Origin of the sequence: Microbacterium sp. LWH12-1.2, assembly GCF_040675825.1 — a bacterium.
Lineage (GTDB): Bacteria > Actinomycetota > Actinomycetes > Actinomycetales > Microbacteriaceae > Microbacterium.
The window spans coordinates 2699394-2726175 of the sequence record NZ_JBEGIJ010000001.1; the positions used below are offsets into that span (position 1 = coordinate 2699394).

The 26782-nt window shown below is 69.0% G+C and carries 24 protein-coding genes; 14 read left to right on the plus strand and 10 right to left on the minus strand.

Annotated features, from left to right (window positions below; genetic code table 11):
• Window positions 1-4: 4 nt before the first annotated feature.
• Window positions 5-3451, minus strand: a complete 3447-nt coding sequence (locus tag MRBLWH12_RS12820) for a bifunctional proline dehydrogenase/L-glutamate gamma-semialdehyde dehydrogenase (protein ID WP_363549483.1) — start codon at window positions 3449-3451, stop codon at window positions 5-7.
• Window positions 3452-3583: 132 nt separating this feature from the next.
• Here MRBLWH12_RS12820 and MRBLWH12_RS12825 point away from each other — a divergent pair, with 132 nt between their 5' ends.
• Window positions 3584-4492, plus strand: coding sequence for a LysR family transcriptional regulator (locus tag MRBLWH12_RS12825; RefSeq protein WP_341977081.1), 909 nt, complete (start codon window positions 3584-3586; stop codon window positions 4490-4492).
• Between the two features lie 317 nt (window positions 4493-4809).
• On the opposite strand, the gene MRBLWH12_RS12830 is transcribed toward MRBLWH12_RS12825, so the two are convergent.
• A complete protein-coding gene (locus tag MRBLWH12_RS12830) occupies window positions 4810-6519 on the minus strand; it encodes an amidohydrolase (RefSeq protein WP_363549486.1) in 1710 nt (569 codons plus the stop codon).
• Entirely contained in the window at window positions 6516-7967 is a 1452-nt protein-coding gene (locus MRBLWH12_RS12835) for an APC family permease (RefSeq protein WP_363549487.1), read from the minus strand. The genes MRBLWH12_RS12830 and MRBLWH12_RS12835 overlap by 4 nt, the downstream gene beginning before the upstream one ends.
• Window positions 7968-8064: 97 nt before the next feature.
• On the opposite strand from MRBLWH12_RS12835, the gene MRBLWH12_RS12840 reads away from it, so the two are divergent.
• Together MRBLWH12_RS12840 and MRBLWH12_RS12845 are read left to right on the plus strand one after the other, a co-directional pair.
• Window positions 8065-8667 (plus strand): TetR/AcrR family transcriptional regulator, encoded by a 603-nt coding sequence (locus MRBLWH12_RS12840; RefSeq protein WP_341977076.1) that lies wholly within the window; start codon window positions 8065-8067, stop codon window positions 8665-8667.
• A gap of 102 nt (window positions 8668-8769) precedes the next feature.
• Complete coding sequence (locus tag MRBLWH12_RS12845) at window positions 8770-9357, plus strand: nitroreductase family protein (RefSeq protein WP_341977075.1); 588 nt, start codon at window positions 8770-8772, stop codon at window positions 9355-9357.
• Window positions 9358-9427: 70 nt separating this feature from the next.
• On the opposite strand, the gene MRBLWH12_RS12850 is transcribed toward MRBLWH12_RS12845, so the two are convergent.
• On the minus strand, window positions 9428-11629 hold the full coding sequence (locus MRBLWH12_RS12850) for an ATP-dependent Clp protease ATP-binding subunit (RefSeq protein ID WP_363549490.1): 2202 nt from the start codon (window positions 11627-11629) through the stop codon (window positions 9428-9430).
• 36 nt (window positions 11630-11665) lie between these two features.
• Complete coding sequence (coaBC, locus tag MRBLWH12_RS12855) at window positions 11666-12883, minus strand: bifunctional phosphopantothenoylcysteine decarboxylase/phosphopantothenate--cysteine ligase CoaBC (protein WP_363549492.1); 1218 nt, start codon at window positions 12881-12883, stop codon at window positions 11666-11668.
• 53 nt (window positions 12884-12936) lie between these two features.
• Here coaBC and MRBLWH12_RS12860 point away from each other — a divergent pair, with 53 nt between their 5' ends.
• Together MRBLWH12_RS12860 and MRBLWH12_RS12865 are read left to right on the plus strand one after the other, a co-directional pair.
• Entirely contained in the window at window positions 12937-13644 is a 708-nt protein-coding gene (locus tag MRBLWH12_RS12860) for an NRDE family protein (RefSeq protein WP_363549494.1), read from the plus strand.
• A 106-nt stretch (window positions 13645-13750) separates the two neighbouring features.
• A complete protein-coding gene (locus MRBLWH12_RS12865) occupies window positions 13751-15628 on the plus strand; it encodes a discoidin domain-containing protein (protein ID WP_363549497.1) in 1878 nt (625 codons plus the stop codon).
• 34 nt (window positions 15629-15662) lie between these two features.
• Here MRBLWH12_RS12865 and MRBLWH12_RS12870 read toward each other — a convergent pair whose 3' ends face one another.
• Window positions 15663-16637 (minus strand): GlxA family transcriptional regulator, encoded by a 975-nt coding sequence (locus tag MRBLWH12_RS12870; protein ID WP_341977065.1) that lies wholly within the window; start codon window positions 16635-16637, stop codon window positions 15663-15665.
• Between the two features lie 87 nt (window positions 16638-16724).
• On the opposite strand from MRBLWH12_RS12870, the gene MRBLWH12_RS12875 reads away from it, so the two are divergent.
• Window positions 16725-16886 (plus strand): hypothetical protein, encoded by a 162-nt coding sequence (locus MRBLWH12_RS12875; protein ID WP_341977063.1) that lies wholly within the window; start codon window positions 16725-16727, stop codon window positions 16884-16886.
• Here MRBLWH12_RS12875 and MRBLWH12_RS12880 read toward each other — a convergent pair.
• Window positions 16877-17449 (minus strand): HutD family protein, encoded by a 573-nt coding sequence (locus MRBLWH12_RS12880; RefSeq protein WP_363549500.1) that lies wholly within the window; start codon window positions 17447-17449, stop codon window positions 16877-16879. The genes MRBLWH12_RS12875 and MRBLWH12_RS12880 overlap by 10 nt on opposite strands.
• Window positions 17450-17576: 127 nt before the next feature.
• Here MRBLWH12_RS12880 and MRBLWH12_RS12885 point away from each other — a divergent pair, with 127 nt between their 5' ends.
• Genes MRBLWH12_RS12885 through MRBLWH12_RS12905 form a run of 5 tightly spaced genes read left to right on the plus strand, consistent with a single transcriptional unit; the run spans window position 17577 to window position 21967 of the window.
• Complete coding sequence (locus MRBLWH12_RS12885) at window positions 17577-18245, plus strand: IclR family transcriptional regulator (protein WP_363549503.1); 669 nt, start codon at window positions 17577-17579, stop codon at window positions 18243-18245.
• A 9-nt stretch (window positions 18246-18254) separates the two neighbouring features.
• Window positions 18255-19457 carry an allantoate amidohydrolase gene (locus MRBLWH12_RS12890; protein WP_363549506.1) on the plus strand — a complete coding sequence of 401 codons (1203 nt, stop codon included), beginning with the start codon at window positions 18255-18257 and terminating at the stop codon, window positions 19455-19457.
• The gene (locus MRBLWH12_RS12895) at window positions 19454-20770 is read left to right on the plus strand and encodes a formimidoylglutamate deiminase (protein WP_363549509.1); all 1317 of its coding nucleotides are present in this window, start codon (window positions 19454-19456) and stop codon (window positions 20768-20770) included. The genes MRBLWH12_RS12890 and MRBLWH12_RS12895 overlap by 4 nt, the downstream gene beginning before the upstream one ends.
• Window positions 20771-20793: 23 nt before the next feature.
• The gene (locus tag MRBLWH12_RS12900; protein ID WP_363549511.1) at window positions 20794-21429 is read left to right on the plus strand and encodes a LysE family translocator; all 636 of its coding nucleotides are present in this window, start codon (window positions 20794-20796) and stop codon (window positions 21427-21429) included.
• A gap of 40 nt (window positions 21430-21469) precedes the next feature.
• Window positions 21470-21967 carry a hypothetical protein gene (locus MRBLWH12_RS12905; protein ID WP_363549513.1) on the plus strand — a complete coding sequence of 166 codons (498 nt, stop codon included), beginning with the start codon at window positions 21470-21472 and terminating at the stop codon, window positions 21965-21967.
• Here MRBLWH12_RS12905 and MRBLWH12_RS12910 read toward each other — a convergent pair.
• The gene (locus tag MRBLWH12_RS12910) at window positions 21952-23181 is read right to left on the minus strand and encodes a glycosyltransferase family 4 protein (protein ID WP_363549514.1); all 1230 of its coding nucleotides are present in this window, start codon (window positions 23179-23181) and stop codon (window positions 21952-21954) included. The genes MRBLWH12_RS12905 and MRBLWH12_RS12910 overlap by 16 nt on opposite strands.
• Window positions 23182-23183: 2 nt before the next feature.
• On the minus strand, window positions 23184-24416 hold the full coding sequence (locus MRBLWH12_RS12915; RefSeq protein ID WP_363549517.1) for a glycosyltransferase: 1233 nt from the start codon (window positions 24414-24416) through the stop codon (window positions 23184-23186).
• 134 nt (window positions 24417-24550) lie between these two features.
• Here MRBLWH12_RS12915 and MRBLWH12_RS12920 point away from each other — a divergent pair, with 134 nt between their 5' ends.
• Genes MRBLWH12_RS12920 through MRBLWH12_RS12930 form a run of 3 tightly spaced genes read left to right on the plus strand, consistent with a single transcriptional unit; the run spans window position 24551 to window position 26306 of the window.
• The gene (locus MRBLWH12_RS12920; RefSeq protein WP_363549520.1) at window positions 24551-25141 is read left to right on the plus strand and encodes a hypothetical protein; all 591 of its coding nucleotides are present in this window, start codon (window positions 24551-24553) and stop codon (window positions 25139-25141) included.
• 41 nt (window positions 25142-25182) lie between these two features.
• Window positions 25183-25647: a MarR family winged helix-turn-helix transcriptional regulator gene (locus MRBLWH12_RS12925; protein ID WP_363549523.1), complete on the plus strand. Its 465-nt coding sequence runs from the start codon at window positions 25183-25185 to the stop codon at window positions 25645-25647.
• Window positions 25644-26306: a hypothetical protein gene (locus MRBLWH12_RS12930; protein ID WP_363549526.1), complete on the plus strand. Its 663-nt coding sequence runs from the start codon at window positions 25644-25646 to the stop codon at window positions 26304-26306. Before MRBLWH12_RS12925 ends, MRBLWH12_RS12930 begins: the two co-directional genes overlap by 4 nt.
• 3 nt (window positions 26307-26309) lie before the next feature.
• Here MRBLWH12_RS12930 and MRBLWH12_RS12935 read toward each other — a convergent pair whose 3' ends face one another.
• Window positions 26310-26720 carry an MmcQ/YjbR family DNA-binding protein gene (locus tag MRBLWH12_RS12935; RefSeq protein ID WP_363549529.1) on the minus strand — a complete coding sequence of 137 codons (411 nt, stop codon included), beginning with the start codon at window positions 26718-26720 and terminating at the stop codon, window positions 26310-26312.
• Window positions 26721-26782 lie beyond the last annotated feature (62 nt).

Below are 26782 nucleotides of genomic sequence, written 5' to 3' on the forward strand. Positions count from 1 at the left end.
CCGCTCAGATCACGCCATCGGCGAGCGTCGTCGGGTTGCCGAAACGGTGGTTCGTGATGGAGACGGCCTGCTCGTGCAGGAACGGCAGCAGCTCGACCCGGCCGGCGCCGGTGACGGCGTGCGACCAGACGGCCACGTCCGGCGAACCGCCGAGGGCGGTGTGCAGGGCGCCGGCGTCGCCGCCGACCAGACGCACCCGCTGCCAGCTGCGCTCGCCCTTCGCGTAACGCTTGACCCAGGCGGCATCCGACTCGTGCTTCACGGTGACGCCCTCTGCACGCAGCGCCTTCTCGACCCGACCGGGCAGTGCCGGCGCCGACACCGTGAAGGAGCTGCCGCTGCGCAGAGCGGCGGCGAGCACGCGCACCGTCTCGACGAGCGGTGCGTGCTCAGCGATGCGCACATCGACGTCAACCGGGCAGTAGCGGAACACATTGCGCTCGACGCCGAGCTGCGACTTGTCGGTCACGGCGCCGAACTCGTCGACCCAGGCACGCTCATCCGATGCTGTTGCCCGCTGCAGCCACTCGTTCTCGACCGCATCCAGATCACCGGAGGCCGCCTGCACCAACGACTGCACGGCCGGAACGACCGCCGCACCCGCGGCGGCGGCCGGCAGCTCGGCCGGCGCCCAGTCGCCGAGTCCGAACAGGTAGTTCGGGCCGCCGGCCTTCGCGCCCGCACCGACGGCGGAGCGCTTCCAGCCGCCGAACGGCTGGCGCTGCACGACGGCACCGGTGATCCCGCGGTTCACATAGAGGTTGCCGGCCTCGACACGGTCGAGCCAGGTGGAGACCTCTTCGGAGTCGAGGGAGTGGATGCCGGCGGTCAGGCCGTAGTCGACCGCGTTCTGCAGGCGGATGGCCTCGTCGAGGTTCTTCGCTCGCATGATGCCCAGCACCGGACCGAAGAACTCGGTGAGGTGCGTGGTCGAGCCCGCGACGACGCCGGTCTTCACACCCGGCGTCCACTGCTTACCGTCGGCGTCGAGCTTCTCGGGCTTCACCAGCCAGCGCTCGCCCTTGTCGAGCGTGGTGAGCGCCTTCAGCAGCTTGCCGGATGCGGGCTCGATGATCGGCCCCATCTGCGTCGTCGGGTCGGACGGCACCCCGACGCTCAGCGACGTCACCGCGTCGACGAGCTGGCGCTCGAAGCGCTGCGAGTCTCCGACGGAGCCGACGAGGATCGCGAGAGATGCCGCGGAGCACTTCTGCCCGGCGTGCCCGAAGGCGCTGCGCGCGACATCGGCGGCGGCGAGATCGAGGTCTGCCGAAGGCGTGACGATGATCGCGTTCTTGCCGCTGGTCTCGGCGAGCAGCGGCAGGTCGTGCCGGAACGAGCGGAACAGCTGCGCGGTCTCGTAGGCACCGGTGAGGATGACCCGGTCGACGACCGGGTTCGAGACCAGGCTGGTACCGAGGTCGCGCGAGGCGAGGTCGACCAGCGCGAGCAGGTCGCGCGGCACACCGGCAGCCCACAGCGCGTCGACCATCACGGCACCGCAGCGCTGGGTGAGCTTGGCCGGCTTGATGATGACTGCCGAACCCGAGGCGAGACCGGCGAGCACGCCACCGGCGGGGATCGCCACCGGGAAGTTCCACGGCGGGGTGACCACGGTCACCTTCGACGGCACGAACTCGGCGCCGGCGATGTTCTCCAGGTCGAGGGCGCGCTCGGCGTAGTAGTGCGCGAAGTCGATCGCTTCGCTGACCTCTGGATCGCCCTCGGCGATCGTCTTGCCGGCCTCGTTGGCCATGATCTCCAGCAGCTGGCCGCGGCGGGCCTCGAGCTCGTCACCGGCACGGTGCAGCACCGCGGCGCGATCGCGTGCCGGCAGGGCCGCCCACTTCGCGGCGGCGGCCTCAGCGGCGGCGAACACCTCGTCGAGCTGCGCGCCGGTCTCGACGCGCGCATCGGCGATGGCATCCTGCCCGAGCGTCGTGGCCACCGAGCGACGGAGGATGTCGCGGCCCCACGCGCGGTTCCCGGCGATGGCGGGATCGGTGTCCGGCTGGTTCTCGAAGCCCTCGGTGGTGGATGTCTGCGCGACCGCCTCGGCGGCACGGTCCTGGATGCGGTTCGACTGCGGCACAGAGCGGTCGACCTCGAGCGCCGCCAGGGAACGCTCGAAGCGCTCGCGCTCACGACGCAGCAGCGTGCTGTCGGTCGCCAGCTCGAACACCGCCGACATGAAGTTCTCCTGGCTGGCGTTCTCCTCGAGGCGTCGCACCAGATAGGCGATCGCGACGTCGAACTCGGCCGGGTTCACGACGGGCGTGTACAGCAGCAGGCGCCCGACGTCCTTGCGGACGGCCTCGGCCTGGCCGGTCGCCATGCCGAGGAGCATCTCGTACTCGACCCCGCCGGTCACGCCGCGCGCCTGCGCGAGCAGCCAGGTGTAGGCGATGTCGAAGAGGTTGTGGCCGGCGACGCCGATGCGGACAGCATCCAGGCGCTCCGGTGTCATCGCCCAGTCGAGCACGCGCTTGTAGTTCGTGTCGGAGTCCTGCTTGGTCGAGTACGTGGCGAGCGGCCAGCCGTGGATCGCGGCGTCGACCTCTTCCATCGCGAGGTTCGCGCCCTTGACGACGCGGACCTTGATCGGCGCCCCGCCCTTCGCGCGACGCGCGGTCGCCCACTCCTGCAGGTGCTGCATCGCGGCGAGCGCGTCCGGCAGGTAGGTCTGCAGCACGATCCCGGCCTCGAGGTCCTGGAACTGCGGCTGGTCGAGGATGGTCGTGAAGGCCGCGATCGTCAGATCGAGGTCGCGGTACTCCTCCATGTCGAGGTTGATGAACTTCGCCTTGCCCGCGGCCTCTGCCTTAGCGGCGAGCTCGTAGAGCGGGGTGAGCTTCGTGACGACGTCGGCGACGGCCTCGTCGAACGACCACATCGAGAGCTGGCTGACGACGCTGGAGACCTTGATCGACACGTAGTCGACGTCGTCGCGCGCCAGGAAGTCGTAGGTTCCCTTCAGACGGTGACCGGCTTCGCGCTCACCGAGCACGGCCTCGCCGAGCAGGTTGAGGTTGAGGCGGTTGCCGCTCTTGCGCAGCTTCGCGATCGCCGGACCCAACTTCGACGGCGTCGCGTCCAGCACGAGGTGGCCGACCATCGCGCGCAGCACGCGACGGGAGATCGGCACGACGATTCCGGGAAGCTTCGGTGCCATGACGCCGCCGACGCGGATCGCGGACTGCAGGTACCAGGGCAGCAGCTTCGGGGTGATCGTGGCGAGTTCGGCGAGCTGGCGGCCGGCGACCGAGAGATCTTCGGGGCGCATCACGCCGTCGACGAATCCGACGGTGAATGCGAGGCCGTTCGGGTCCTTGAGAACCTCGGAAAGACGCTGCGCTGCGGGCTCGACGGGGTGCGTCTCACTCTCGGTGAGCCAGCGCTGGACGAGGGCAGCGACGTCCTCGGTACGGGGGGTGGTGTCGACGACGGTCATTGGCGGGAACCTTCCAGGGATCGCACACCCGGGTCGTGTGCGGCTGGATCATTCTCATCCCGCTCGGTAGGCTCCGTCTATCAACCGATTTGCATGAATTCTGTTCATGTTTGCTGAACAATGGGGACGCGGATGCTGGACGTCAATCGACTGCGGATGCTGGTGGAGCTCAGCCGCCGCGGAACCCTCTCAGCCGTGGCCGACGCCCTGTCGTACAGCAAGGCCTCGGTGTCGCAGCAGCTGAGTGCTCTGGAGCGCGAAGTGGGGGTGCCGCTGCTGCGCCGGGTCGGCCGCGGGGTGCAGTTCACTCCGCAGGGCAACGTGCTCGTCGCGGAGGCGATCGGCATCCTGGATCAGCTCGAGCACGCGCGGATCGCCGTCGCCGAATCGCTGATCGAGGTCACCGGCACGGTGCGCGTCGCGGTGTTCCAATCCGCAGCGCACTCGCTGCTGCCGAGCTCCCTGAAGTCGTTGAAGGAGCAGCATCCGGCCCTGCGCGTCGAGGTGACCGAGTGCGACCCGGAGACCGGACTCGTCGGCGTCTCCAGCCGCGACTTCGACCTCATCCTCGCCGAGCAGTACCCGGGGCGAACCCGGCCGATCCACGCCGACCTCGATCGGGTGGTCCTCGCCCACGACGCGATCGCTCTTGCCCGTCGAGCCGGCAGCGCCGGGGACGCGGATGCGGTGGCCGCCCTGTGGTCGACCCGTGATGAGCCCTGGGTGCTGGAGCCGGCCGGCACGGCATCCCGCGCCTGGGCCGAGCAGCTCTGCCGCACGGCCGGATTCGAGCCCGACGTCCGTTACGAGATCGCCGACCTCACCGCCCACGTCCGACTGATCAACGCCGGTCTCGCGGTCGGACTGCTGCCGGAACTCGTCTGGGGCGGCGACAGCCCGTCGGTCGATCTCGATGCCCTGCCGGAGACGCCGCGGCGGGAGATCTTCTCCTCCGCCCGACGCGTCTCCGCCGCCGCCCCCTCGATCCGTGCCGTGCGGCGGGCTCTGGAGGATGCGGCCGCCCGCATCCTCCCCGACTGATGACCCACCCCTTCATGCTCAGCGCAGGAGGGGTCGAACATGGTCGCAATTTCCTGAAGGTAGCGGCCATCTGCGACCCCACCTCCTTACGAGGGGTCGAACATGGTCGTCATTTCCTGAGGGAAGCGGCCATCTGCGACCCCCGCCCAGGCGTCAACCAGCCGCCCGCAGGAGGGGTCGAACATGGTCGCAATTTCGTGAAGGTAGCGGCCATCTGCGACCCCACCTCCTTACGAGGGGTCGAACATGGTCGCCATTCCACCAAGGAAGCGGCCATCTGCGACCCCTCCACTCGCCGCACCCTCCAGACCCCTCACTCAGTGCACGTGCACGTGCTCCGCGCCGTGGCCTGCGGCGACCGGGTCGTCCGCCCGATCCGCGGTCGCGTCGACGAGGGCGCCGGCCGAGTGTGCGAAGCGCCCACCCACGACGGTGATCTCCGCGTGCTCGTCGAGCAATCCCGATGGCTCCGACTCGTGCCGGTAGAGATCGCCCGACCAGACGACGAGGTCGGCGAGCATCCCTCGGCGCACCCGGCCGCGATCACCCTCCGCATGCCAGGCACGCGCGCCGTGCACGGTGTAGGCCTCCAGTGAACGATCGATACCGACCCGCTCCGCGGACGTCCAGGCATCCGTGCCGTCCAGGCCGGCCCGCGTCGCCGCGGAGTACAGGCCGATGAGCGGATCCATCTCGCCCACCTGCCAGTCGCTCGAGAACGCGACGGTTGCGCCGCTGTCGAGCAGACTCCGGAACCGCCAGGCTCGACCCCAGCGCTCCTCCCCGACGTTCTCCGTCCAGGTCCCTGCGACGAGGTCGGGCGAGCAGTGCCGCGGCTGCATCGCCGCGGTGACCCCGAGCTGCCGGAAACGCGGCAGATCATCCGGATGCAGGCACTCGACGTGCACGATGCCGTGACGCCGATCCTGCGTACCGTTGCGGCGGCCAGCCTCCTCGATCGCGTCGAGAGCGAGGCGGATTCCCGCATCTCCCGTGGCATGGGTGTGCGTCTGGAAGCCGAGCCGATCGAGCTCGCTGATCACCTCGACGAGCTCACGCCCCGGATAGCTCGCGCGCCCGCGGACGCCCGGCCGGTTGGCGTAGTCGTCGAGCATCAGCGCGGTGTGCGGTTCGATGACATCGTCGGCGTAGAGCTTGAGCGGCCCGAGCCGCAACAGGCCATCGGCATCGGCATGGGCGCTCGCATCGCTCACCGCCTGCCGCAACGCCTGACGGAAGGCGCCGTCGGCGCCGACCGGATGGAACAGCGCCGTGATGACCCGCGATGACAGCTCTCCTGCGGCGAGCGCACGCTGGAACAGCCCGATCTCGGCGAGCGGCACCTGCGGTTCGACCGCGGTCGTGATGCCGCTGGCGGTGGCCATCCGGATGCTGGAGAGAAGCTTGCGGTAGCGCCGCTCCGGCGAATACATCGGGATGTCCCGTTGCAGTTCGGCGAGACCGGCGGTCGTCATCGCGCTGGTGTAGAAGTCGGTGACCCAGCCGGTCGCCTCGCCGGAGCGCTCATCGCGTTCCGGACGCCCCCAGGCGACGTCGACCCCGGTGGCGATGCCGAGCACGCTCAGCGCCGCCCGGTTGAGCCACACCGAGTGCTGGTCGTAGGTGGTGACGAACACCGGCCGGTCGGTGAGCCCGTCGAGGTCGGATGCTCGAGGCCGGCGCCCCTCGACGACGGAGTAGACCGCGTTCTCCGCGCAGATCCACGACAGCTCTGGGCGCCGGTCGGCGAACTCGGCGATGCGACGGCGCACCTCCGCGAGCGTGGTCGCGCCTTCCAGGGACACCGCATCCTCGTCGAAACCGAGCAGCAGGTGATTGTGACTGTCGATGATCCCCGGTGTGAGCAGCCGCCCTTCGGCGTTGATCGTGCGGCGCGCGGCCGGAGCATCCTCGGTGGATCCGACGAAGGCGATCCGGTCGCCGTCGATGCCGACGGCCTCCGCCCACGGCTGCTCCGGATCGAAGGTGCGCACGCGCGCACCGGTGATGAGCGTGTCGACGGTCATGCAGCGACCTCCTCTGCTTCTGCATCCGCGTCGAGCAGATGGATCGCGCCGGGGTGCGTCCGCAGGTACAGCGCGTAGTACAGGAATCCAGCCGCCACGATGGTTCCGGCGATTCCGAGACTGAGCCATTGCGCCGGGTCGAGGATGCCGATGACGAAGATCGTCGCGATGGCGAGCAGTGCGACCACCGGCGGCACCGGCCAGACGGGCATCCGGTAGCTGCCGGGGGCGGCGCCGGACTGCTTGCGGACCACCAGGGCGGCGAGCGCGATGAACCCGTAGGAGAACGCGAGCGTGGAGCCGGTCGCGTTCAACAGGACGTCGAAGGGGACGAAGCAGGCGATGAGTGCGATCACGCCCATCGTGATGGTGGCGGCGACGGGCATCTTCGTTCTGGGCGAGATGCGCGCGAGAGGCCGGGCGAGCGCGGCGGGCAGCGCCTGGTCGCGCGCTGCGGCGAACAGCAGGCGTCCTGCCTGCAGCGCGATCGCGATGATCGCGTTGATGATCGCGAGCGCGATGGCGATCAGGATGATCGTCGACACGGTGTCGCCGGCGTGCGCCGAGAGGAAGGACTCCACCGGAAGGTCGGCACCGAAGAGCTCTTCCAGGGATTCGGCGCCGAGCAGGATCGCGGTCAGCGGGACGATCTCGGCGATCACGGCGATCAGGGCGCTCCACAGCAGGGCCTTGGCGATCGTGCGGCGGGCGTCCTTCGTCTCCTCGGCGAAGTAGATCGCCCCGCCGTAGCCGTTGTAAGCGAAGATGCCCTGCGTGACGGCGAGCACGAGGCCGGCGATGCCGAGGGGTGCGAGGCCGCCAGCGGCATCCAGCGCCTGCGGGTCGAAGAGATCTGTGATCGGGCGCTCGATCTGGATGATGCCGAGGAACGCGAGGTAGACGAGGGCCGCCATCTCGATGAAGAGGAACGCACCAGTGACCCAGGCGTTGGTGCGGATGTTGAAGCACGCCGTGATGGTCGCGAGGACGATCACGATCACCGCGGTCCACAGCGGGTCGAGTCCGGCGATCGCGACGCCGAGATAGTCGGCGACGCCGAGGGCGAAGATCGCGATGATCAGCGGAAGCGAGATCAGGCTGATGAAGAACACGGCAGCGCCGGGGGCGGGACCGAGAACGCGGCTCACCAGGGTGTAGTCGCCGCCGGCGAGTGGATGCCGCGAGCCGAGTTCCGCGTAGCAGAGGGCGATGAGCAGGCTGATGACACCGGCGAGGATGAATCCCCAGAAGACGCCGGTGCCGTAACCGGCGAATGCCGCACCGCCGAGGATGAACACGCTCGACGCGGGCGAGATGCCGGAGAGGGTGATGAGCACGTTGCCGCCGACGCCGAGCGAGCGGGAGAGCTGACCCCCGTGCGTCGTCGTCGCCGCGGTGTCGAGGGCCGGCGGAGCGGCGCTCGCCGCAGGGTTCGGGTGGGACATCATCGGGCTCTCTTCGTCGTGGATCCGAGTCGGGTAATTCTTTGACTCCAATGTCAAAGAATTACCCGAGTGTGACACCCTCCTCGGGTAGTGTCAAGGAATGGCGCGACCACGACGACAGGAAGAACGCCGCGCAGCCCTCATCGACGCGACCTACGCCGCAGGCCGAGAGCACGGGCTCCGGTCGCTGTCACTGACGGATGTCGCTGCGGCCGCCGGACTCACCCGCGGCGCGATCCTGTACTACTACGAGGACCTCGACGCCCTCCTCGTCGAGGCGCATGCCGCCGGTATCCAGAGATTCTGCGATGAGCGAGACGCGGTGCTGGCGGAGATCGAAGACCCTCGGGAGCAGTTCGGCGCCGCCATCGACGCCGGCCTGCCGGACGGGCCGGATGACGCCCTGATGAGCCTGCTCTACGAGTTCGACGTGCTCGCCGGCAACTCGGCCCTGCACGACGAGCTGGTGCAGAAGCTGTACCTGCGACAGCTCGAGACCTACCGCGGCGTGATCGCCCACGGACGCTCGACGGGTGTCTTCGCCCCGCGACTCGACGACGAGCAGCTCGCGATGACTTTCGTCGCCCTCGAAGACGCCTATGGCCTGCACATCGTCGGCGGCAACGCGCTGATGACGGTACCGAAGGCAGCAGCAGCGATGCGCGCGGTCGCCGAGCAGCTGGGGTGCCCGACGCACGCCTGATCGGCCGATCCGAATTCGCGGGAATATGCATGCGAATGAATCGGTTGGCCCTGAGGTACCCGGACGATGGAGTCCGATCGACTCCATCCGAAAGGCACTTCTGTGAGCACTCCCATCATCGACCGCACCGCCCCGACCGAGCACGACGTCCTCGACGTCCTCGCCGGGCGCTGGAGCCCGCGCGCCTTCGACGCCGACTCGACGATCGACGAGACCAAGCTCTCCGCAGCCCTCGAGGCAGCCCGCTGGAGCCCCTCCGCCTACAACCTGCAGCCGTGGCGCTTCATCATCGCCCGCCGTGGCACCGCGCTGCACGCGCAGGTCGTCGACTCTCTCGTCGAGTTCAACCAGCTGTGGGCTCCTCACGCCGCTGTGCTCATCGTCGCCGTCGCCGAGACCGAAGCTGAAGACGGCACGGCGATCAGCCACGCGGTCTACGACCTCGGCCAGGCTGTCGCTCACCTTTCGGTGCAGGCCCACCACGACGGTCTGCTCGTGCACCAGATGAGCGGCTTCGACCCCGAGGTCGTCCGCGAGTTCGCCGACCTCCCCCCGCGCTTCGCCGCCACCACGGTCATCGCCATCGGTGAACTGGGCGACGCCGAGGCTCTTCCCGAGGGCATCCAGCAGGGCGAGACCGCCCCGCGCGTGCGTCGCGCGATCGACGAGACCGTCATCCTCAGCGCCTGACACCACCGCCGGGTCCTCCCGGCAGCACGACTTCGGATGCCGCGGCAGAAATGCCGCGGCATCCGTCGTTTCAGTCGTCGAGCAGCTCGGCCTCGATCACGTCGTCGTCCCCCGCGTCTTCCACCGGCGCGGGGGCCGCCGTGAGCACGAGGCCCGAACCGTCCGCCGCGATGTCCACCCGCACCGTGTCGCCGTCGTGCACACTCCCGGACAGCAGCGCCGTCGCGAGCTTGTTCTGCACTTCGGACTGGATGAGGCGACGCAGCGGACGCGCACCGAACATCGGGTCATAGCCGCGCTCGGCGAGCCACGTCCGCGCATCGGGCGTGACCGCCAGCGCGAGGCGGCGGTCGTGCAACCGCTTCTGCAGCTGGTCGACGGAGAGCTCGACGATCTGGGCGAGGTCATCCTCTGACAGCGCCTGGAACATGACGATGTCATCCAGCCGGTTCAGGAACTCGGGCCGGAACGACTGCCGCACGAGCGTCATGACAGCGTCGCGCTTCACCTCCAGTGACAGCGCCGGGTCGATGAGGATGGGAGACCCGATGTTGCTGGTGAGGATCAGGATGACGTTCGAGAAGTCCACCGTGCGCCCCTGACCGTCGGTCAGGCGCCCGTCGTCGAGCACCTGCAGCAGGACGTCGAAGACCTCCGGATGCGCCTTCTCGACCTCATCGAGCAGGATCACGCTGTATGGACGACGCCGCACGGCCTCGGTGAGCTGACCGCCCTGCTCGTAGCCGACGTACCCGGGAGGAGCCCCGACCAGGCGCGAGACCGAGTGCTTCTCGCCGTACTCCGACATGTCGATGCGCACCATGGCGTGCTCGTCATCGAAGAGGAACTCTGCCAAAGCCTTGGCGAGCTCGGTCTTTCCGACGCCGGTGGGGCCGAGGAACAGGAACGAGCCGGTCGGACGACCGGGGTCGCTGATGCCGGCGCGCGAGCGGCGCACCGCATCGGCCACCGCCTTCACGGCCTCTTTCTGCCCGATGAGGCGCTTGCCGAGCTCGGACTCCAGGTGCAGCAGCTTCTCGCTCTCGCCCTGCAGCAGCCGGCCGACCGGGATGCCGGTCCACGCCGCGATGACCGCGGCGATGTCTTCGTCGGTGACCTGCTCGTTGACCATCCGGCCCTCGGTCGAAGTCGCAGCCTCCGCCTGCTCGGCCTCGGCGATGTCGCGCTCGAGGCGCTTGATCGTCTCGTACTCGAGCTTCGACGCGCGCGTGTAGTCGGCCTCGCGCATCGCAAGGTCGCGCTGCGTGATCGCATCGTCGAGCTGCTTCTTCAGATCGCCGACCCGGTTGAGGCCCTGACGCTCGCGCGCCCAGCGCTCCTCCAGCGCGGCCAGTTCCTTCTCCATCGTGGAGAGCTGCTCACGCAGAGCGCTCAGCCGCTCCTTCGACGCGGCATCCTTCTCCCTCTTCAGAGCGAGCTCTTCCAGGCGCATCCGGTCGACCTGCCGCTTGAGCTGGTCGATCTCGACGGGTGAGGAGTCAATCTCCATCTTCAGCCGCGACATGGATTCGTCGATCAGGTCGATGGCCTTGTCCGGCAGCTGGCGACTCGGAAGATACCGGTTCGACAACGCCGCCGACGCGACGAGCGCGCTGTCCGAGATCGTCACACCATGGTGTGCCTCATAGCGCCCCTTGAGCCCGCGCAGGATCGCGATCGTGTCTTCGACGCTGGGCTCGCCGACGTACACCTGCTGGAAGCGGCGCTCGAGCGCGGCATCCTTCTCGATGAACTCCCGGTACTCGTTGAGGGTCGTGGCGCCGATCATGCGCAGCTCACCGCGGGCGAGCATCGGCTTGAGCATGTTGGATGCCGCGACCGACCCTTCGCCGCCGCCCGCCCCCATCAGCACGTGCAGCTCGTCGATGAAGGTGATGACCTTGCCCTCGGACTCGGTGATCTCCTTGAGCACGCTCTTGAGGCGCTCCTCGAACTGGCCGCGGTACATGGCGCCGGCGACGAGAGCGGAGATGTCGAGCGAGACGAGCTCTTTGTCCTTGAGCGATTCGGCGACGTCGCCGGCGACGATGCGCTGGGCGAGCCCCTCGACGACGGCGGTCTTGCCGACGCCCGGCTCACCGATGAGAACGGGGTTGTTCTTGGTTCGCCGTGTGAGCACCTGGCTCACCCGACGGATCTCGCTGTCTCGTCCGATGACCGGGTCGAGCTTGCCCTGACGGGCGCGGTCGGTGAGATTGATTCCGAACTGCTCGAGCGCGGACCGCTGATCGTCCTGTGCGGGGTTGGCCATTTCTTCCTCCTGCGGAGTCTCCTTAAAAGTTGAGTCTTATTGACTCAACTTTACCACGGCGTCCCAGATCGCTCGGGCGACCTCTCTCTTCGACCCGGCAGCGGAACCGACGACCGCACCGCCTGACCCGAGAATGCGTACGGCGTTCTCCGCTGCCTCGAAACCGCGGTCCCAGCCGACCTCGTTCACCACCAGGAGATCGACCCCTTTGCGCTGTTGCTTGCGACGCGCGCGCTCCATCAGCTCGGCGTCGTCGACCCCGCCGCCTGCCTCTGGGGTCTCAGCCGCGAACCCGACGATCACCTGACCTGCTCGACGGTCACGCACGAGCCCGGCCACGATGTCCTCGTTCTCGACGAGTTCGATCGAGGTCAGCGGCCCCGATTCCTTGGTGAGCTTGTGCGCGGCGACCTCGGCGGGACGATAGTCCGCGACCGCCGCCGCCATCACAACGGCATCCGCCTCCGCAGCCGCTTCGCGCATGGCGGCACCGAGTTCGACCGCCGCACCGACATCCACGACCCGGATACGGGGATGCTGCGCCGCCGCGAGCACATCGCGTGAGACGTTCGCCGCGACCAGCACCACCTCGGCACCGCGCTCGGCGGCTTCCACCGCGAGGGCGACCCCCTGCCGGCCGCTGGAACGGTTGCCGAGATAGCGCACCGGATCGATCGGCTCCCTGGTACCGCCCGCAGAGACGGCGATGCGGCGACCGTCGAGATCACCCGGCGTGATCGCGGCGAGCGCCGCCGCGAAGATCTCCTCCGGCTCCGACATCCGCCCCGGTCCGCTGTCGCCGCCGGCCAGCTCGCCGTCGGCAGGTCCGACGATGCGCACACCGCGCTCACGCAGGGTCGCGATGTTCGCCTGCGTCGCCGGATGCTGCCACATCTCGGCATGCATCGCCGGGGCGATCACGACGGGCGCGACGGTCGCCAGCAGCGTGGTGCCCAGCAGGTCGTCGGCGAGCCCGGCCGTCATCTTCGCGATCGTGTTCGCCGTCGCCGGCGCGACGATCACCAGCTCGGCTGCCTGGCCGAGGGCGACGTGCCGCACCTTGGCGACGTCCTCGTGCACGCTCGTCGTCACCGGATGCCGACTGATCGCCTCCCAGGTGGGGAGGCCGACGAAGCGCAGCGCATCCTCCGTGGGGATCACCGTCACCTCGTGCCCGGCTTTGGTGAGGAGGCGCACCAGGTGCACCGTCTTGTAGGCGGCGATGCCACCGGTGACTCCGACGACGATGTTCACGGTTCGATTCTGCCCCAGCCGCGGCACCCAGGGACACACTTAGACTGACGGTCGTGTGCACGGTCGTGATCGATGTCGAGAATGCCGGACAGGTGAGACTCCTCGCCGTGCGCGATGAGGACCCGCAGCGGGAGTGGGATTCGCTCGGCGCCTGGTGGCCCGAGCGGTACCCGGGCGTCATCGGCATCCGGGATCGCCGCGCCGGCGGTGCCTGGCTCGCCGCGAACCCCGCGGAACGCCGACTGGCTGTGCTGCTCAATCGGGCCGACGTCCTCGGTCTTCCGGAGGATCAGGTGCTCTCCCGCGGATCGCTGGCGCTCGAGTCCGTGGTCGGACGCTCACCGGCCGCGCCCCTGCCGATGCACGGCTTCAACCTGCTCGAGGTCGGCCCCGATGCCGCCCGCGTCCTCTCCTGGGACGGTGCGGATCTTCGTGAGACCCCGGTTTCCGCCGGCGTGCACATGATCGCGCACGACGATCTCGACGACGACGCGACCCCGCGGATCGCCGCATGGCTCCCGGAGTTCCAGGCTCTGAGCCGCCCGGGGAGCGTTACCGACTGGGCCCGGCCGTGGATCGAGCTGCTCGCCAGGACTGCGCAGCTGCCACCGGAGGATGACAGGGCGATCATCCGCGACAACCGACCGCACGGCTATCCGACGCAGTCTCTGCTGTACTGCACCGCATCCGTGACGCCTGACGGAATCGACGTGCGCGACGTCACCCTGCCCTCGCCCGGGCACTGGGCAGCCTCTTCCTGACCCGGAAGAACCGCGGCTCCTCCGTTCTTCACCATTGCGCATACCGTGCGCCTCGATGCATGATCTTTGTAAAGAAGATTTCCTAATAACCTTCACCGGAGGAATCATGCGTCAACGTAGACCACTTCTCGGCCTTCTGGCCGCCGCCATCGCCATCCCCCTCACCGGCATCGTGGCCATGTCCGCCCAGGCCGATACGCCCACCCTGATCTCGAAGAATCGTCCGTCATCGTCCTCCACCACCGAAGGAGCGGGCTTCGAGGCATCCCGGGCGTTCGACGGCAACGCGACCACACGCTGGGCGAGCACCGAGGGCGTCGACAACCAGTGGGTGCAGGTCGACCTCGGCGCGGGCTCCACGGTCGACCGGGTCGTACTGAACTGGGAAGCCGCGTTCGCCTCCGACTACGACGTGCAGATGTCCGCCGACGGCTCCACCTGGACGACCCTCACGCACGAGGCCGCGAGCGACGGCGGAACCGACGAGCACACCGGACTGAACGGCACCGGCCGCTACCTGCGCGTCTACGGCACCGAGCGCGCCACCAGCTACGGCTACTCGCTCTTCGAGGTCGAGGCGTACGGCACCGCCGGCGTCATCAGCACGCCGACCCCGACACCAACCCCCACCCCGACGCCGACCTCGAACCCCACCGACACGCTGATCACCACGGGCAAGCCGGTCACAGCCTCCTCGGTTGAGGCCGCAGGCCACGAGGCCGGCAAGGCGGTCGATGCGAACGCGACGACCCGCTGGGCCAGCGTCGAGGGCGCCGCACCGCAGTGGATCCGAGTCGACCTCGGCACCGGCGCGAAGGTGAACAAGGTCGTCCTCAAGTGGGAGGCCGCGTACGCGAAGAAGTACACCATCGAGATGTCGAATGACGGCACCACCTGGACGCCGCTCAAGGCCGAGACCGCCGGCAACGGCGCCACCGACGAGCACACCGCCCTCAACGGCACCGGCCGCTACCTCCGCATCAACGCCACCGAGCGGGGCACCGCCTACGGCTACTCGCTCTTCGAGCTCGAGGCCTACGGCACCGCCGGCACACCCGGCGGCGGCAACCCCACCGAGCCGACGGACGGCCCCTGGCCCGGCAGCTCATCGATCTCGACCGTCGACGCCTCCGGCACCTTCGGCAGCGATATGAGCGGGCTCGCGTTCTCCGCCGACGGCACGGTGCTCTGGGCGGTCAACAACGGCAGCGGCACACTCCACCGCCTCACGAAGCAGGGGTCGAACTGGGCGCCCTCCTCCGGATGGTCCGGCGGACGCACGCTGCGCTTCCCCACCGGCTCCGGAACGGTGGATGCCGAGGGCGTCGCCGTCGTCGGCAGCGACGTGTTCGTCGCCTCAGAGCGCAATGGCGCCAGCAGTGGCACCAGTCGCCTGTCGGTGCTGAAGTACGCGACGACCGGCACCGGCACGATCACGGCCAGCCGCGAGTGGAACCTCACGAGCGACATTCCGTCGGTGGGATCGAACGACGGCTTGGAGTCCATCGCCTGGATTCCGGATGCCGACCTCACCGCCGCCGGATTGGTCGACCAGAGCACCGGCTCGGCGTACAACCCCGCGAACTACGCGAACCACGGCACCGGCCTGTTCTTCGTCGGCGTCGAGGAGACCAGTGACGTGTACGCCTACGCGCTCAACCAGGGCAGCTCGAGCTTCACCCGCATCGCGAAGTTCACGTCGGGCCTGGCGAGCGTGATGGAGCTGGAGTACGACCCGAGCACGAAGACGCTGTGGAGTGTCTGCGATGACACCTGCGACGGCGAACTCGCCGCTCTCAAGGTCACCGCCGGCGCCTTCACGGTGATCGCGCACAACGATCGCCCCTCCGGCATGCCGAACCTCAACAACGAGGGCTTCGCGCTCGCCCCGCAGTGCGTCGGCGGCTCGCGTGTCGTCGTGTGGGCGGATGACGGCGAGACCGACGGTCACGCGCTGCGCGCCGGGTCGATGAACTGCAGCTAGAGAACCGACGACCAGAACGGATGCCGGCGGGCGATCAGGCCGCCGGCATCCGTTCTTCGTCTGCACACGAGAAGCGGGCGCGGTAAGCGGTCGGCGTCACGGCGAGCACACGGGCGAAGTTCTGCCGCAGCACCGCGGCCGAACCGAAGCCGCACTCCTCGGCGATCTGATCGAGGCCGAAGTCGGTGCGCTCCAGCATCCGCTGCGCGTGGATGATGCGCTGCCGCGCGAGCCAGGCCGCCGGTGTCGCACCGTACTCCGCCTTGAACCGCCGGGCGAAGGTGCGCGGCGACATGAGCGCCTTGGCGGCGAGCAGGTCGACGGCGAGGTCATCCTTGAGATGCTCGACGGCCCAGTCGGCAACGCTCGCGAGCGAGTCGCTCTCGACGACGGGGATCGGCCGGTCGATGTACTGCGCCTGACCACCGTCGCGCTGCGGGGGCACCACCATGCGGCGGGCGATCCGGTTCGTCACCTCGGCACCGAGCTCCTGGCGCAGCAGGTGGAGACAGGCGTCGAGGCCGGCGGCGGTGCCGGCGCTGGTGATGATGCGGCCGTCCTGCACGAACAGCACGTCAGGATCGACGTCGATCTGCGGGTACATCGATGCCATGACGTCGGCGTACATCCAGTGCGTCGTCGCCCGGCGGCCGTCCAGCACCCCGGCGGCCGCGAGGATGAACGAGCCGCTGCACACGGTGAGCACCCAGGCCTCGCGGGCGACCGCGTCGCGAGCGAGATCGAGAAGGAGCGGGTCGATCTTGCCCCAGTAGTCCCGCGGGATCGGGCAGAAGACGACGAGGTCTGCTTCATATGCGAACGAGAGGTCGTGCTCGACATTGATCGAGAAGCCGATCTTCGACTGCACGACGCCCGGCCGCGGCGTGACGATCCGGAAGTCGAAGTTCGGCACGCCGTCATCCGAACGGTCCAGACCGAAAGCCTCGCAGGCGACACCGAACTCGAACGGGGCGAAGCCGTCTTGGACTACGCAGGCAACCGTTTTCATGCGTTCTCCCATGCTTGGCAGTTTTCGAACGATCATAGTCATTTCCGCCACTCGTGGCGGAACGGCTTCGACCGTAGCGTTACTGCCATGATACTCCTCATCGCACTCATCGCCATCGCCGCCTGGGCGACCGTCGCGACCGTCCTCGAAGTCCGCCGCGACGGTTACCGTCCGACAGCCACCGACTGGAGCCGCGTCGCCGGTCGCGACTCACTGCACCAGGCCGAGTCCGGACATGTCTACCGCTGAACGCTCCCGGCCGATGCGCTGAGGCGCACCCGGCAGATCCGGATGCCCTCGGTGAAGACGACGGGAGCCGCGTCGGCCGTCGCCGCTCCCGGTAGCAGCACGGTCCCCCGCTCCAGACGATCGCCCGCCGCGGTCCGAGCATCGCCGAGCAGCACGACGAACTCGTCGGGCAGAGCGGGCAGACCGATCTCCCGCTCGGGCCCCTCCATCCAGAATTCGTAACGCACAGCATCGCGCGACACCATCAGGTTGATTACCGAGCCCTCGGCGGCGAGCGCCCACCCCGAGACCGACGCTTCGCCAGGGAACTCCACGTAATCGCCTGGCCCGAGCTCGCTCTCAACGCCGGCCACCCGCAGGGCGACACCACCCGAGAGCACGATGAGCAGCCGGTCGATCCCCGGCAGAGATGAGAACTCGGCCGCGGCGCCGATGTCCGCCAGGCTGAGCCGCCACGCTCCGTCGCCGCTGCCGGCGAGTTCCCTGGTCGTACCGAGCCCGTTCGCCCAACGCGTCGACACCACCCCACTCGGGTGGATCACTCGCCAGGCCGTCGTGCTCACGCACACACTCTAAGCATGATCTTTGATTTCATCTAGTGGCACGTGTATTTTGTCTAATGGCAATACTTCGAGAACACTGCGGAGACGTCCCCCGTTCTCATCGTCGAAGAAGTCGATCCGGAGACACATGAGCGAACAGTCCACGCGCACCGTCGAACGCGCACTCTCACTGCTCGCGATCGTCTGCGACCGGGGCAGCGCCACCCTCGCCGAGGCATCACGCGCCGTGGACCTCTCCCCAAGTACCGCGCTGCGTCTGCTGCGCACTCTGGAGGCGACCGGATTCGTACGGCGCGATGACGAGGCGACCTACCGAGCGGGATCACGGCTGATGCAGCTCGGCGCGCAGGCGCTCGGCCACGAGTCGCTCATCACCATCTGCCACGACGAGATGGTCGGTCTCGAAGAGGCCACCGGCGAATCCGTGTACCTGAGCGTGGAGGGTCACGCGGCATCCGCCCTCTACATCAGCATCGTCGAGGGGTCGCATTCCGTTCGGCACACGACCTGGGTGGGCCGCACCATTCCGCTCGACGGGTCGGCGGCCGGGCTCGCCCTTCGCGGGCAGACGCCGGGATCCGGATACGTGATCGTCGAGCGGGGCATCGAACGCGACGTGACAGCGATCGCCGCACCGGTGATGGCCTCCGACCGCATCATCGCCGCACTCAGCATCCTGGTGCCCAGCTACCGTGTGACGCCGCAATCGGCAGAGCAGTGCGGACTGCTGCTGGCGTCGGCCGCCCACCGACTCTCGGCCGGGCTCACCAACGGCACCACCCTCGAGAAGCAGTAGGAGAAACTGATGACGAACGATTTCGGCGCACTCCGGCTCCTCGGCGAGATCGAGGACACCGGTCGCGACCCCCACCGCGGCGGCTACTCCCGTCACGTCTTCGATGCTGCCGAGCACGACCTGCGCGACTGGTTCATCGAGCGCGCACAGCGTCTCGGACTGAACGTGATCCCCGATCGCAACGGCAACCTGTGGGCGTGGTGGGGTGAGCCCGGCCCCGATGCCTTCGTGACGGGCAGCCATCTCGACTCCGTGCCCGGTGGCGGCGCGCACGACGGCCCCCTCGGTGTGGTGAGCGCTCTCGCCGCCGTCGAACGACTGCAGCAGCGGGGCTTCGTGCCGAACCGACCGTTCGCGGTCACCGTCTTCGCCGAAGAGGAGGGCTCGCGCTTCGGTATCGCGTGCCTCGGCTCGCGGCTGCTCAGCGGCGCGATCTCGGCCGAGCGGGCGGGAGACCTGAAGGACGCCGGCGGCAACCGCTTCGCCGATGTCGCCCGCGCAGCCGGCCTGCCGACCCCAGGACGAGACACCGAGGCGCTCAGCCGGATCGGCATGTTCGTCGAGCTGCACGTCGAACAAGGCAAGGGGCTCATCGACATGGATGCTCCGGTGGCCGTCGGCTCCTCGATCCTGGAGCACGGCAGATGGCGGATCGACGTGCGTGGCCAGGGCAACCATGCCGGCACCACCGAGATCACCGATCGACGCGACCCGATGCTCGCCGCCGCCGAAGCCGTGCTCGCGGCCCGCCGGGCCGCTTCACGACGCGCGGGATCACGCGCCACGATCGGGCGCATCGAGCCCGTCCCCGGCGGCACGAACGTCATCGCTTCTCTGGTATCAGCCTGGCTGGACGTGCGCGCCGATTCCGAGCGCGACACGCGCGACATCATCGCCGAGGTCGAGCAGGCCGTCATCGACGCGGCCGCGGCCGAGGGCTGCACTGCCAGCGTCGTCGAGGAGTCGTACAGCGGCGAGGTGCGATTCGATCCCGCGCTGCGCGATCGCATCGCCGCGACGCTCGGGAACGTTCCAGTGCTGCCGACCGGCGCCGGTCACGACGCCGGCGTTCTCGCCGCTCACGTGCCGACCGCGATGCTGTTCGTGCGCAATCCCTCCGGCGTCTCGCACGCACCGGAGGAGGGCGCGGACGACGCGGCCGTGGAGGCAGGAGTCGACGCGCTCGTGCGCACGATCGAGGAGTTGGCGTGAGGGTCTGGGTCGATCGACTGATCCGCGACGGCGTCCTCGAGCGCGGGGTGCTGTTCGAGGCGGATGACGCGGGCACGGTGCTCTCCGAGACGACGACCGAAGCGCCGGCCGACGCTCTCCGGCTCGATCTCGCCGCCCCGGGCTTCGCGAACGCGCATTCGCACGCGTTCCACCGTGCGTTGCGCGGTCGCACGCACGAGTCCGGTTCGTTCTGGACGTGGCGCGAGCTCATGTACCGGGCCGCCGGACGGCTCGACCCCGGCAACTACCGCGAACTCGCCACCGGCGTCTTCGCCGAGATGGTGGCGTCGGGGTGGACCGCGGTCGGCGAATTCCACTACGTCCACCATCGGCCGGACGGCACCCCCTATGAGAACCATGCGATGGAGCTCGCTCTCGCGGATGCGGCGACGGATGCCGGCATCCGCCTCGTGCTGCTGGACACGTGCTACCTGACCGGCGGGATCGGCACCCCGCTCTCTCCGGAGCAGGCGCGCTTCGGCGATGGGGATGCCGCGTCGTGGCTGCGTCGCTGGCACGCGTTGCGCGACGCGCTGGCCGACCGCGCGCCGTTGGTCACCCTGGGAGCAGCCGTGCATTCCGTGCGGGCAGTCCCCCGGGAGGAGATCGCCCGCATCGCGCGCGAGCTCCCCGCCGACGTGCCATTGCACATCCATCTCTCGGAGCAGCCGGCCGAGAACGAGGCCTGCGTGGCGGCGTACGGTCGCACGCCCACAGAGCTGCTCGCCGCCAAGGGACTCCTGGCGCCGCGCCTCTCCGCGGTTCACGCGACGCACCTCACCGAGAACGACATCCGGCTGCTCGGCGACGCGGGCGTTCACGCCGTCTTCTGTCCCACCACCGAGGCCGACCTCGGCGACGGCATCGGGCCGGCGACCGAACTCACCGTCGCCGGAGCGAAACTCGCGGTCGGCTCGGATCAGAACGCCGTCGTCGACCCCCTCCTGGAGCTGCGCGGCTTGGAGGCCGGCGAGCGCCTGCGGTCGCTCCAGCGCGGTCGCATCGCGCCGGCCACCCTGTGGAGCATCGGGTCGGCGGGTGGCTATTCCTCACTCGGCCTGGCACCCGCAGCGCGCGTGGGCGGACCCCTCGACCTCGTCGAGCTCGACACGATGTCCCTTCGCACGTCAGGCAGTCGAGCGGAGCAGCTTCCCCTCACGGCGACGGCATCGGACGTGCGCCGCGTGATCATCGGCGGGCATCCCATCCCGATCGATGCGCACGCGACCGCCGCGCGCCTCGCACGCTCGATCTCGTCCCTGTTCGGGGAGGATGCCCGAACGCACGGGTGAAACCTCGGGTATATCGTCGATTCATGATCCCGCTCGACAACCTGCTGGCGTTCCTCGTCACCGCTGTCGTGATCATCGTGATCCCCGGCCCGAGCGTGCTGTTCGTCATCGGCCGATCGATCGCCCTCGGCCGCCGAGCGGGAGTGCTCAGCGTGATCGGGAACGCGCTCGGCACCGTTCCGGCCGTCCTCGCCGTGGCATTCGGGGTCGGCGCCATCGTGGCGTCGTCCGTCGTCGCGTTCACGGTGATCAAGATTGTCGGAGCGCTCTACCTGGTCTGGCTCGGCATCCAGGCGATCAGGCACCGCAACGACCACTCGACCGGTGCGATCGGAAGCGCTCCGACGTCGGCCGTGAAGCTGCTCCTGCAGGGGTTCATCGTCGGCCTGACGAACCCGAAGACGATCGCGTTCTTCGTCGCCGTCCTTCCGCAGTTCGTCGACGCCGCCGCCGGGCCGGTATGGATGCAGTTGCTGCTGCTCGGGCTGACCTTCCAAGCGCTCGCACTCGTCTGCGACAGCGTCTGGGCGCTCGCTGCCGGAACCGCGCGCACCTGGTTCGCCCGGTCGCCCCGCCGAATCTCTGCGCTGTCCGGGACCGGCGGCGTGATGATGATCGGACTCGGCGGCACCCTCGCGCTGACCGGTGCGAAGAGCTGATGAAGGCCCACCGGCCAGGACAGCGGACTACGCTCGTCGCATGAGCGACCCTCAGCAACCCCCCGTTTCCCCGTACGCCTCGGGCGACCACAGGTACCCGCCCGCGACACCGCAGCCCGCCTATCCGCCGGCCCCTCCGCAGCCGGGCTCTCCCCTGGCCGGCCAGCCCCAGCCCGCTCACCCGACCTATCCGACCCACCCGACCTATGGCGCGCAGCCGCCCGCGGCGTCCGGCAATGCGCTCGGCAGGGCCGCGTTCCTCATCGCGCTGATCACCTTCGGCATCGGGCTCCTGGGAACACTGGCGATACCGCTCGTGTACACCGTCGGCATCGGCACCGTCTTCGTCGAGATCATCACGAGCGCCAGCGGCCTGATCTCGGTGATCGGATATGCCGCCGCACTGGTCCTCGGGATCGTGGCCCTACGTCGTCCCGCTCCGCACATCCTCGCCGGGATCGCCATCGGCATCGCCGGCAGCGGCGTCGTCGGCACCGCCGTCGCCTGGATCGCGACGTTCTTCTACCGCTTCATCTGAGCGGCGAGCACTCGCTCGTAGATCTCGATCATCGCCGCCGTGCGGGACGATTGCAGGAATGCCTCGGCCACTTCCGGCAGGGGCGTGGGCGCAGTGCCTTCGGCGATGTCGGATGCCGCGTGACGCAGCGTCTCGGCGAGCGCTGCCGCACGCCGAGCTTCCCGCTCGGCTGCTGAACTCGACGAGGCATCCGGAACGGCCCAGAGGCCGCCGCCCAGCTCCGCGGCGATGTCGGGGTCGCTGATCACCGAAGGCGTTCCCAGGGTCGCGGCCTCGAACGGCGTCATCCCCTGCGTCTCGAAGCCGATCGACGTCTGCACCAGCGCGTCGGCCGCGGCGATGCGTGCCAACGTCTGCGGGTAGGTGAGCCGACCGGCGAAGCGCACGTTCGGCAGCCCGGCGACGATCTTCTCGGCGGCCGTCCGCTGCGCGCCACCGCCGATGATCTCCAGCTCCGCATCCACCCCCGAGGCCACGAAGGCCTCCAGGAACGGGAGCAGGCGCTTCTCCGGGCTCATCCGTCCCAGCCAGATGAAGCGCGGCCGTCCCGGCGCTCGCTCGGCGGGGGCCGCAGTGAGGGTGGCGGCCCGCACGTCGTCATCGATTCCGTTCCAGACGATGTCGACCGATTCGAAGACGCCGTTGCGCTCGAGGCGGTGGGCGAAATGCGTCGAGGGTGCGGTCACCGCGGCGGCACCGACCGCGAGACCGCGCAGGTACGCCCAGCCGTCGCTGCCGGAGACCGGTGCGCCGATTCCGCGCAGGGCGCGGCGCCGCCAGGCGTTCAGCGCCGCGAGCACCGGGCGATGCAGCGGCGTGACCGCGGCGATGCCGACATCGACGCGGTTGTGCATCGTGTGCACCACCGGGATGCCGTGCCGGTGGGCGTAGCGATGACCGACGAAGGCGCCCCAGAAGTCGGCCTGGACGTGCACGAGATCGACGGGCGGGCGATGCCTGAGCGCACGATCGAGGAATCGGTCGGTGCGGCGTCCTGGCCAGCTCATCGAGTATTCGCGGTCCAGCGTGATCGGCACCGACGGCAGATCCAGATACGCCGCATCGACGGCACCGGATCGCGGTCCGTGCATCCGCGGCGCGACGACCGTCACCGTGTGACCGGCACGCTCGAGGAACTCGCGCTGCAGCCGCATCGACACCTGCGCACCGCCGAGCGACTCCAGGTGCTGATCGCCGAAGAAGACGATGTGCATGATTACGCGGGCAGCGGCTCGTCGCGGTACAGCGCCTCGAAGGTGTCGAGGGTGCGGTTGATGTCGTGGATCGCGACACCGTCGAGCGATGCCTGCTGCATCCGCTCGTACTCAGCCGGCTCTGCCGTCATCACGTCGGTCAGGCGAGCGGTCAGCTCTGCGACGTCGCCCGGCTGGAAGAGGTACCCGTTCTCGCCGTCGTGCACGAGGTGCGGGAGAGCGACCGCATCGGCGGCGACGATCGGGAGCGCCGAGGCCATCGCCTCCATCGTGGCGATCGACTGCAGTTCCGCGATCGACGCGATCGCGAACACGGACGCCCTGGACAGCAGCGCCCGCAGTTCGGCGTCATCGATGCGCCCGTGGAAGACGACGCGGTCGGCGAGCCCGAGCTGAGCGGCGAGGTGTTCGAGAGCCTTGCGCTGATCGCCACCGCCGACGATGTCGAAGGTGACCTCGAGAGTCGGGTCGAGCGATGCGATCGCCTTGAGGATGACGTCGATCTGCTTCTCCGCAGTGAGTCGCCCGACGAAGACCACGCGATTCTTCTCGCGCACGCCGATCACCGGCGTGTACTGATTGCGATCGATGCCGCAGCTGATCGGGATCACGCCTTCGATGCCGATCGTGCGCTCGAGGAAGTCCGCGGCACGGCGGGTCGGCGTGGTGACGGCGCGGGCGCCGCCGAAGGTGCGACGTCCATCGGCCCAGGCGAACTTCACGATGTTGCGGTCGACGACGTCGGGGAAGATCGAGTGGTCGAGGAGATTCTCGGCCATCACGTGGTTCGTCGCGATCACCGGGATGCCGCGCTCCTGCGCGATCCTCGCAAGACCGCGGCCGATGATGATGTGCGACTGGATGTGCACGACGTCGGGCTGCACCCGATCGAGCACCTTGCGCGCATAGTGCTTCGCGCGCCACGGCCAGACGAAACGCAGCCAGTCATGAGGAGGCCAACGCACCGACGGCAACCGGTGCAGGGTCATCGGCTCACCTTCGACCACCTCGGTGCGCGGCTGGGCGCGGCGATACGCCTGGTTGGGGGCGGCGACGTGCACCTCGTGGCCGCGCTGGACGAGACCGGCGGCGAGACGCTCGGCGAAGCGGGCGGCACCGTTGATGTCGGGAGCGAAGGTGTCACAGCCGAGCACGATCTTCAGAGGGCGTCCGGGGGTGGGGGCACTCGACGGGTCGATCGAGTCGATCGGATCGTCGGAGGAGGTCACAGACATGCTGCCTTACGGTACGGCGGCCAAGGGAAGCCCTGGTCGGGGCGCTGGCCACTCTACCCGAGGGGCCTGTTCGCGCCGCCCCGCCATTCCGGCGCCCCCAGCCTCCGCATCCGTTCTCCGCGTACCGTGGGGGTATGCGACTGACCTCCGACGCCGATGCCGCGCTGTGGATCCCCGTGACCGATTCGTTGGGCTGGAAGGGACGCCGGCATCGCAAGGCGGCGATCCGGATGCTGCTGAGCCAGATGAACGGCGCGATGGGTGCGGTCGAGCGACCCGGGTCGAAGTTCGGCGCGTGGGCGATGAGCCAGGCGGCGCCGCTGCTCATGAAGCGGGCCGATGGCCGGGTGCTGGTGTGGACGTGGAAGGCGGAGCCCGACCTGATCGTCGCGATGGCGACCGCGCAGGCCCTGACTCCGGATCTGCGGATCGCGCGGGCGTCGATGCCGATGGACTACGACGACACCGAATCGTTCCGCAGCAGCGGCCTCGGCGTCGGCGAGAAGCTGGTCGTGCCAGTGCCGCAGACGCCGGCGTCGCCGCCGTTCGCCTCGTACACCTGGGACACCGGCACGCATCTCGTCACATTGACCGCGATCTGCAGCGATCGCGAGCGCTTCGGCACCCTGATGGGCGCTCTGGATGACCTCGCCCGCAGCATCCGGGTCGCCGACGACGTGACCGGCGGGGAATCCCCCGACATCCTGAGGCTCGACCCGGCCTGAGCATTTGATGAAGATGGGTAATCATGTAGTAGGGTAACAATATGACGCCCCTGCTGCTGGACCGCCTGCTCCAGATCGCCGACCTGTTCCAGAAGGACATGGCGCGCGCGTTCGACGGCACCGGACTCACCCCGGCCCGGGTGCACCTGCTCTGGGTGCTGCAGCACGCCGGGCCGTCGACGCAGCAGGCCCTCGCGCAACTCCTCGAGGTCAGCCCCCGCAACATCACGGGTCTCGTCGATGCGCTCGAGGCGACCGGACACGTGCGCCGGGCACCGCATCCGACCGACCGTCGTGCCGTGCTGGTGGAGCTGACGGCGGATGCCACCGAGACCATGACCCGGATGCAGCAGGAGCACGACGAGCTCAACGCGACCCTGGTCACCGCAGTCGCGCCGGCGGATCGCGACGCGGTGGAGCGCGGGATCATCGCGATCGCGACGCATCTGCAGACCCTGGTGACGGATGCCGCGGCGCAGGCGGGCACCGAGAAGACAGCGCCATGACGACCGAGATGCGCACCGCCGCCCCCTCTCGCACCGCGCGCGTGCTGAACATGCTGCATCGCGCCCTCATCGCCGAGCTGCGCGTTTACTCGAGCATCGGTCGCGCGATCGTGCGGCGCCCCGCGATCCCCGCCGGCGCCACCGGCATCGGCTATCACCGCCCCGTGCTCACCATCCTGTTCATCTTCATCGGCCTCTCCGCGGTCGAGATCCCGATCTTCGACCTGATCGTGCACCAGTGGCCTGTCGTGCGGATCACGATGCTGATCCTGGGTATCTGGGGCGTCACCTGGATGCTCGGCTACCTCTTCGCGATGCTGATGCGTCCGCACACGGTCGGACCGGACGGCATTCGGGTGCGCAGCGGACTCGAGATCGATGTGCCTGTCCCCTGGGAGGTGATCGCCTCGGTCGCGATCAGTCGCCGGGTCGACGAGCCGAAGCAGCCTCGGATCACCGAGACGGAGGCCGGCGCCGAGTACGCAGAGCGGATGCAGAACGAGACGAATCTCGAGATCGAACTCGAGCGTCCTTTCGTCGTACGCCTCCCCGGGCTGGCGCCGAAGGGCGGAGAGCACCAGGTCACGAGCATCCGCCTGTGGGCCGACGACCCGCGCGCCTTCCTCGATGCCGCCCGGCCCTTCCTGATCGCGGACTGACCCTCACTCCAGCCCGCGCTCCGCGAGCCAGGCCTTCGCCGCCTTGACCGGAGCGCGCACCAGCCAGGCGTCGTCGATGATCTCGGCCAGCCGCTCCCGGTCGACGTCCTCGAGGCGCACGAGCAGGGCGGGGTAGCCGTCGAAGTGCGGGATCGTGAAGAAGACCGCCGGCTCGGCGGCGAGCAGGGCCTCCTTCTCCTCCGCACTCGCGACGCGGACACCGAGCACCGGGCCTTTCGGCCAGTCATGACCGAGGTCGGCCAGCTGGTCGAGATCCCGGGCGCTCGGTCCGCGCATCCAGGCGATGTCGCCCTTCACCGCACGCCAGGCGGGCTCACCGGTGTGGCCGTTGATCCGCTCCTCGACGCCGGGAAGCGCGAGTGCGATCTCGCGCACGTCCTCGATCGTCGCCATCCCGCCATCGTCCCGCAGGCCGGCGACCGTCACAAGCACCTCCCGGCCCGTGCGAGGTCAGA

Coding starts and splice junctions, on each gene's coding strand:
- MRBLWH12_RS12820 (WP_363549483.1), bottom strand. CDS start 3,451: ATGACCGTCGTCGACACCACCCCCCGTACCGAGGACGTCGCTGCCCTC.
- MRBLWH12_RS12825 (WP_341977081.1), top strand. CDS start 3,584: ATGCTGGACGTCAATCGACTGCGGATGCTGGTGGAGCTCAGCCGCCGC.
- MRBLWH12_RS12830 (WP_363549486.1), bottom strand. CDS start 6,519: ATGACCGTCGACACGCTCATCACCGGTGCGCGCGTGCGCACCTTCGAT.
- MRBLWH12_RS12835 (WP_363549487.1), bottom strand. CDS start 7,967: ATGATGTCCCACCCGAACCCTGCGGCGAGCGCCGCTCCGCCGGCCCTC.
- MRBLWH12_RS12840 (WP_341977076.1), top strand. CDS start 8,065: ATGGCGCGACCACGACGACAGGAAGAACGCCGCGCAGCCCTCATCGAC.
- MRBLWH12_RS12850 (WP_363549490.1), bottom strand. CDS start 11,629: ATGGCCAACCCCGCACAGGACGATCAGCGGTCCGCGCTCGAGCAGTTC.
- MRBLWH12_RS12865 (WP_363549497.1), top strand. CDS start 13,751: ATGCGTCAACGTAGACCACTTCTCGGCCTTCTGGCCGCCGCCATCGCC.
- MRBLWH12_RS12870 (WP_341977065.1), bottom strand. CDS start 16,637: ATGAAAACGGTTGCCTGCGTAGTCCAAGACGGCTTCGCCCCGTTCGAG.
- MRBLWH12_RS12875 (WP_341977063.1), top strand. CDS start 16,725: ATGATACTCCTCATCGCACTCATCGCCATCGCCGCCTGGGCGACCGTC.
- MRBLWH12_RS12885 (WP_363549503.1), top strand. CDS start 17,577: ATGAGCGAACAGTCCACGCGCACCGTCGAACGCGCACTCTCACTGCTC.
- MRBLWH12_RS12890 (WP_363549506.1), top strand. CDS start 18,255: ATGACGAACGATTTCGGCGCACTCCGGCTCCTCGGCGAGATCGAGGAC.
- MRBLWH12_RS12900 (WP_363549511.1), top strand. CDS start 20,794: ATGATCCCGCTCGACAACCTGCTGGCGTTCCTCGTCACCGCTGTCGTG.
- MRBLWH12_RS12905 (WP_363549513.1), top strand. CDS start 21,470: ATGAGCGACCCTCAGCAACCCCCCGTTTCCCCGTACGCCTCGGGCGAC.
- MRBLWH12_RS12910 (WP_363549514.1), bottom strand. CDS start 23,181: ATGCACATCGTCTTCTTCGGCGATCAGCACCTGGAGTCGCTCGGCGGT.
- MRBLWH12_RS12915 (WP_363549517.1), bottom strand. CDS start 24,416: ATGTCTGTGACCTCCTCCGACGATCCGATCGACTCGATCGACCCGTCG.
- MRBLWH12_RS12920 (WP_363549520.1), top strand. CDS start 24,551: ATGCGACTGACCTCCGACGCCGATGCCGCGCTGTGGATCCCCGTGACC.
- MRBLWH12_RS12925 (WP_363549523.1), top strand. CDS start 25,183: ATGACGCCCCTGCTGCTGGACCGCCTGCTCCAGATCGCCGACCTGTTC.
- MRBLWH12_RS12930 (WP_363549526.1), top strand. CDS start 25,644: ATGACGACCGAGATGCGCACCGCCGCCCCCTCTCGCACCGCGCGCGTG.
- MRBLWH12_RS12935 (WP_363549529.1), bottom strand. CDS start 26,720: ATGGCGACGATCGAGGACGTGCGCGAGATCGCACTCGCGCTTCCCGGC.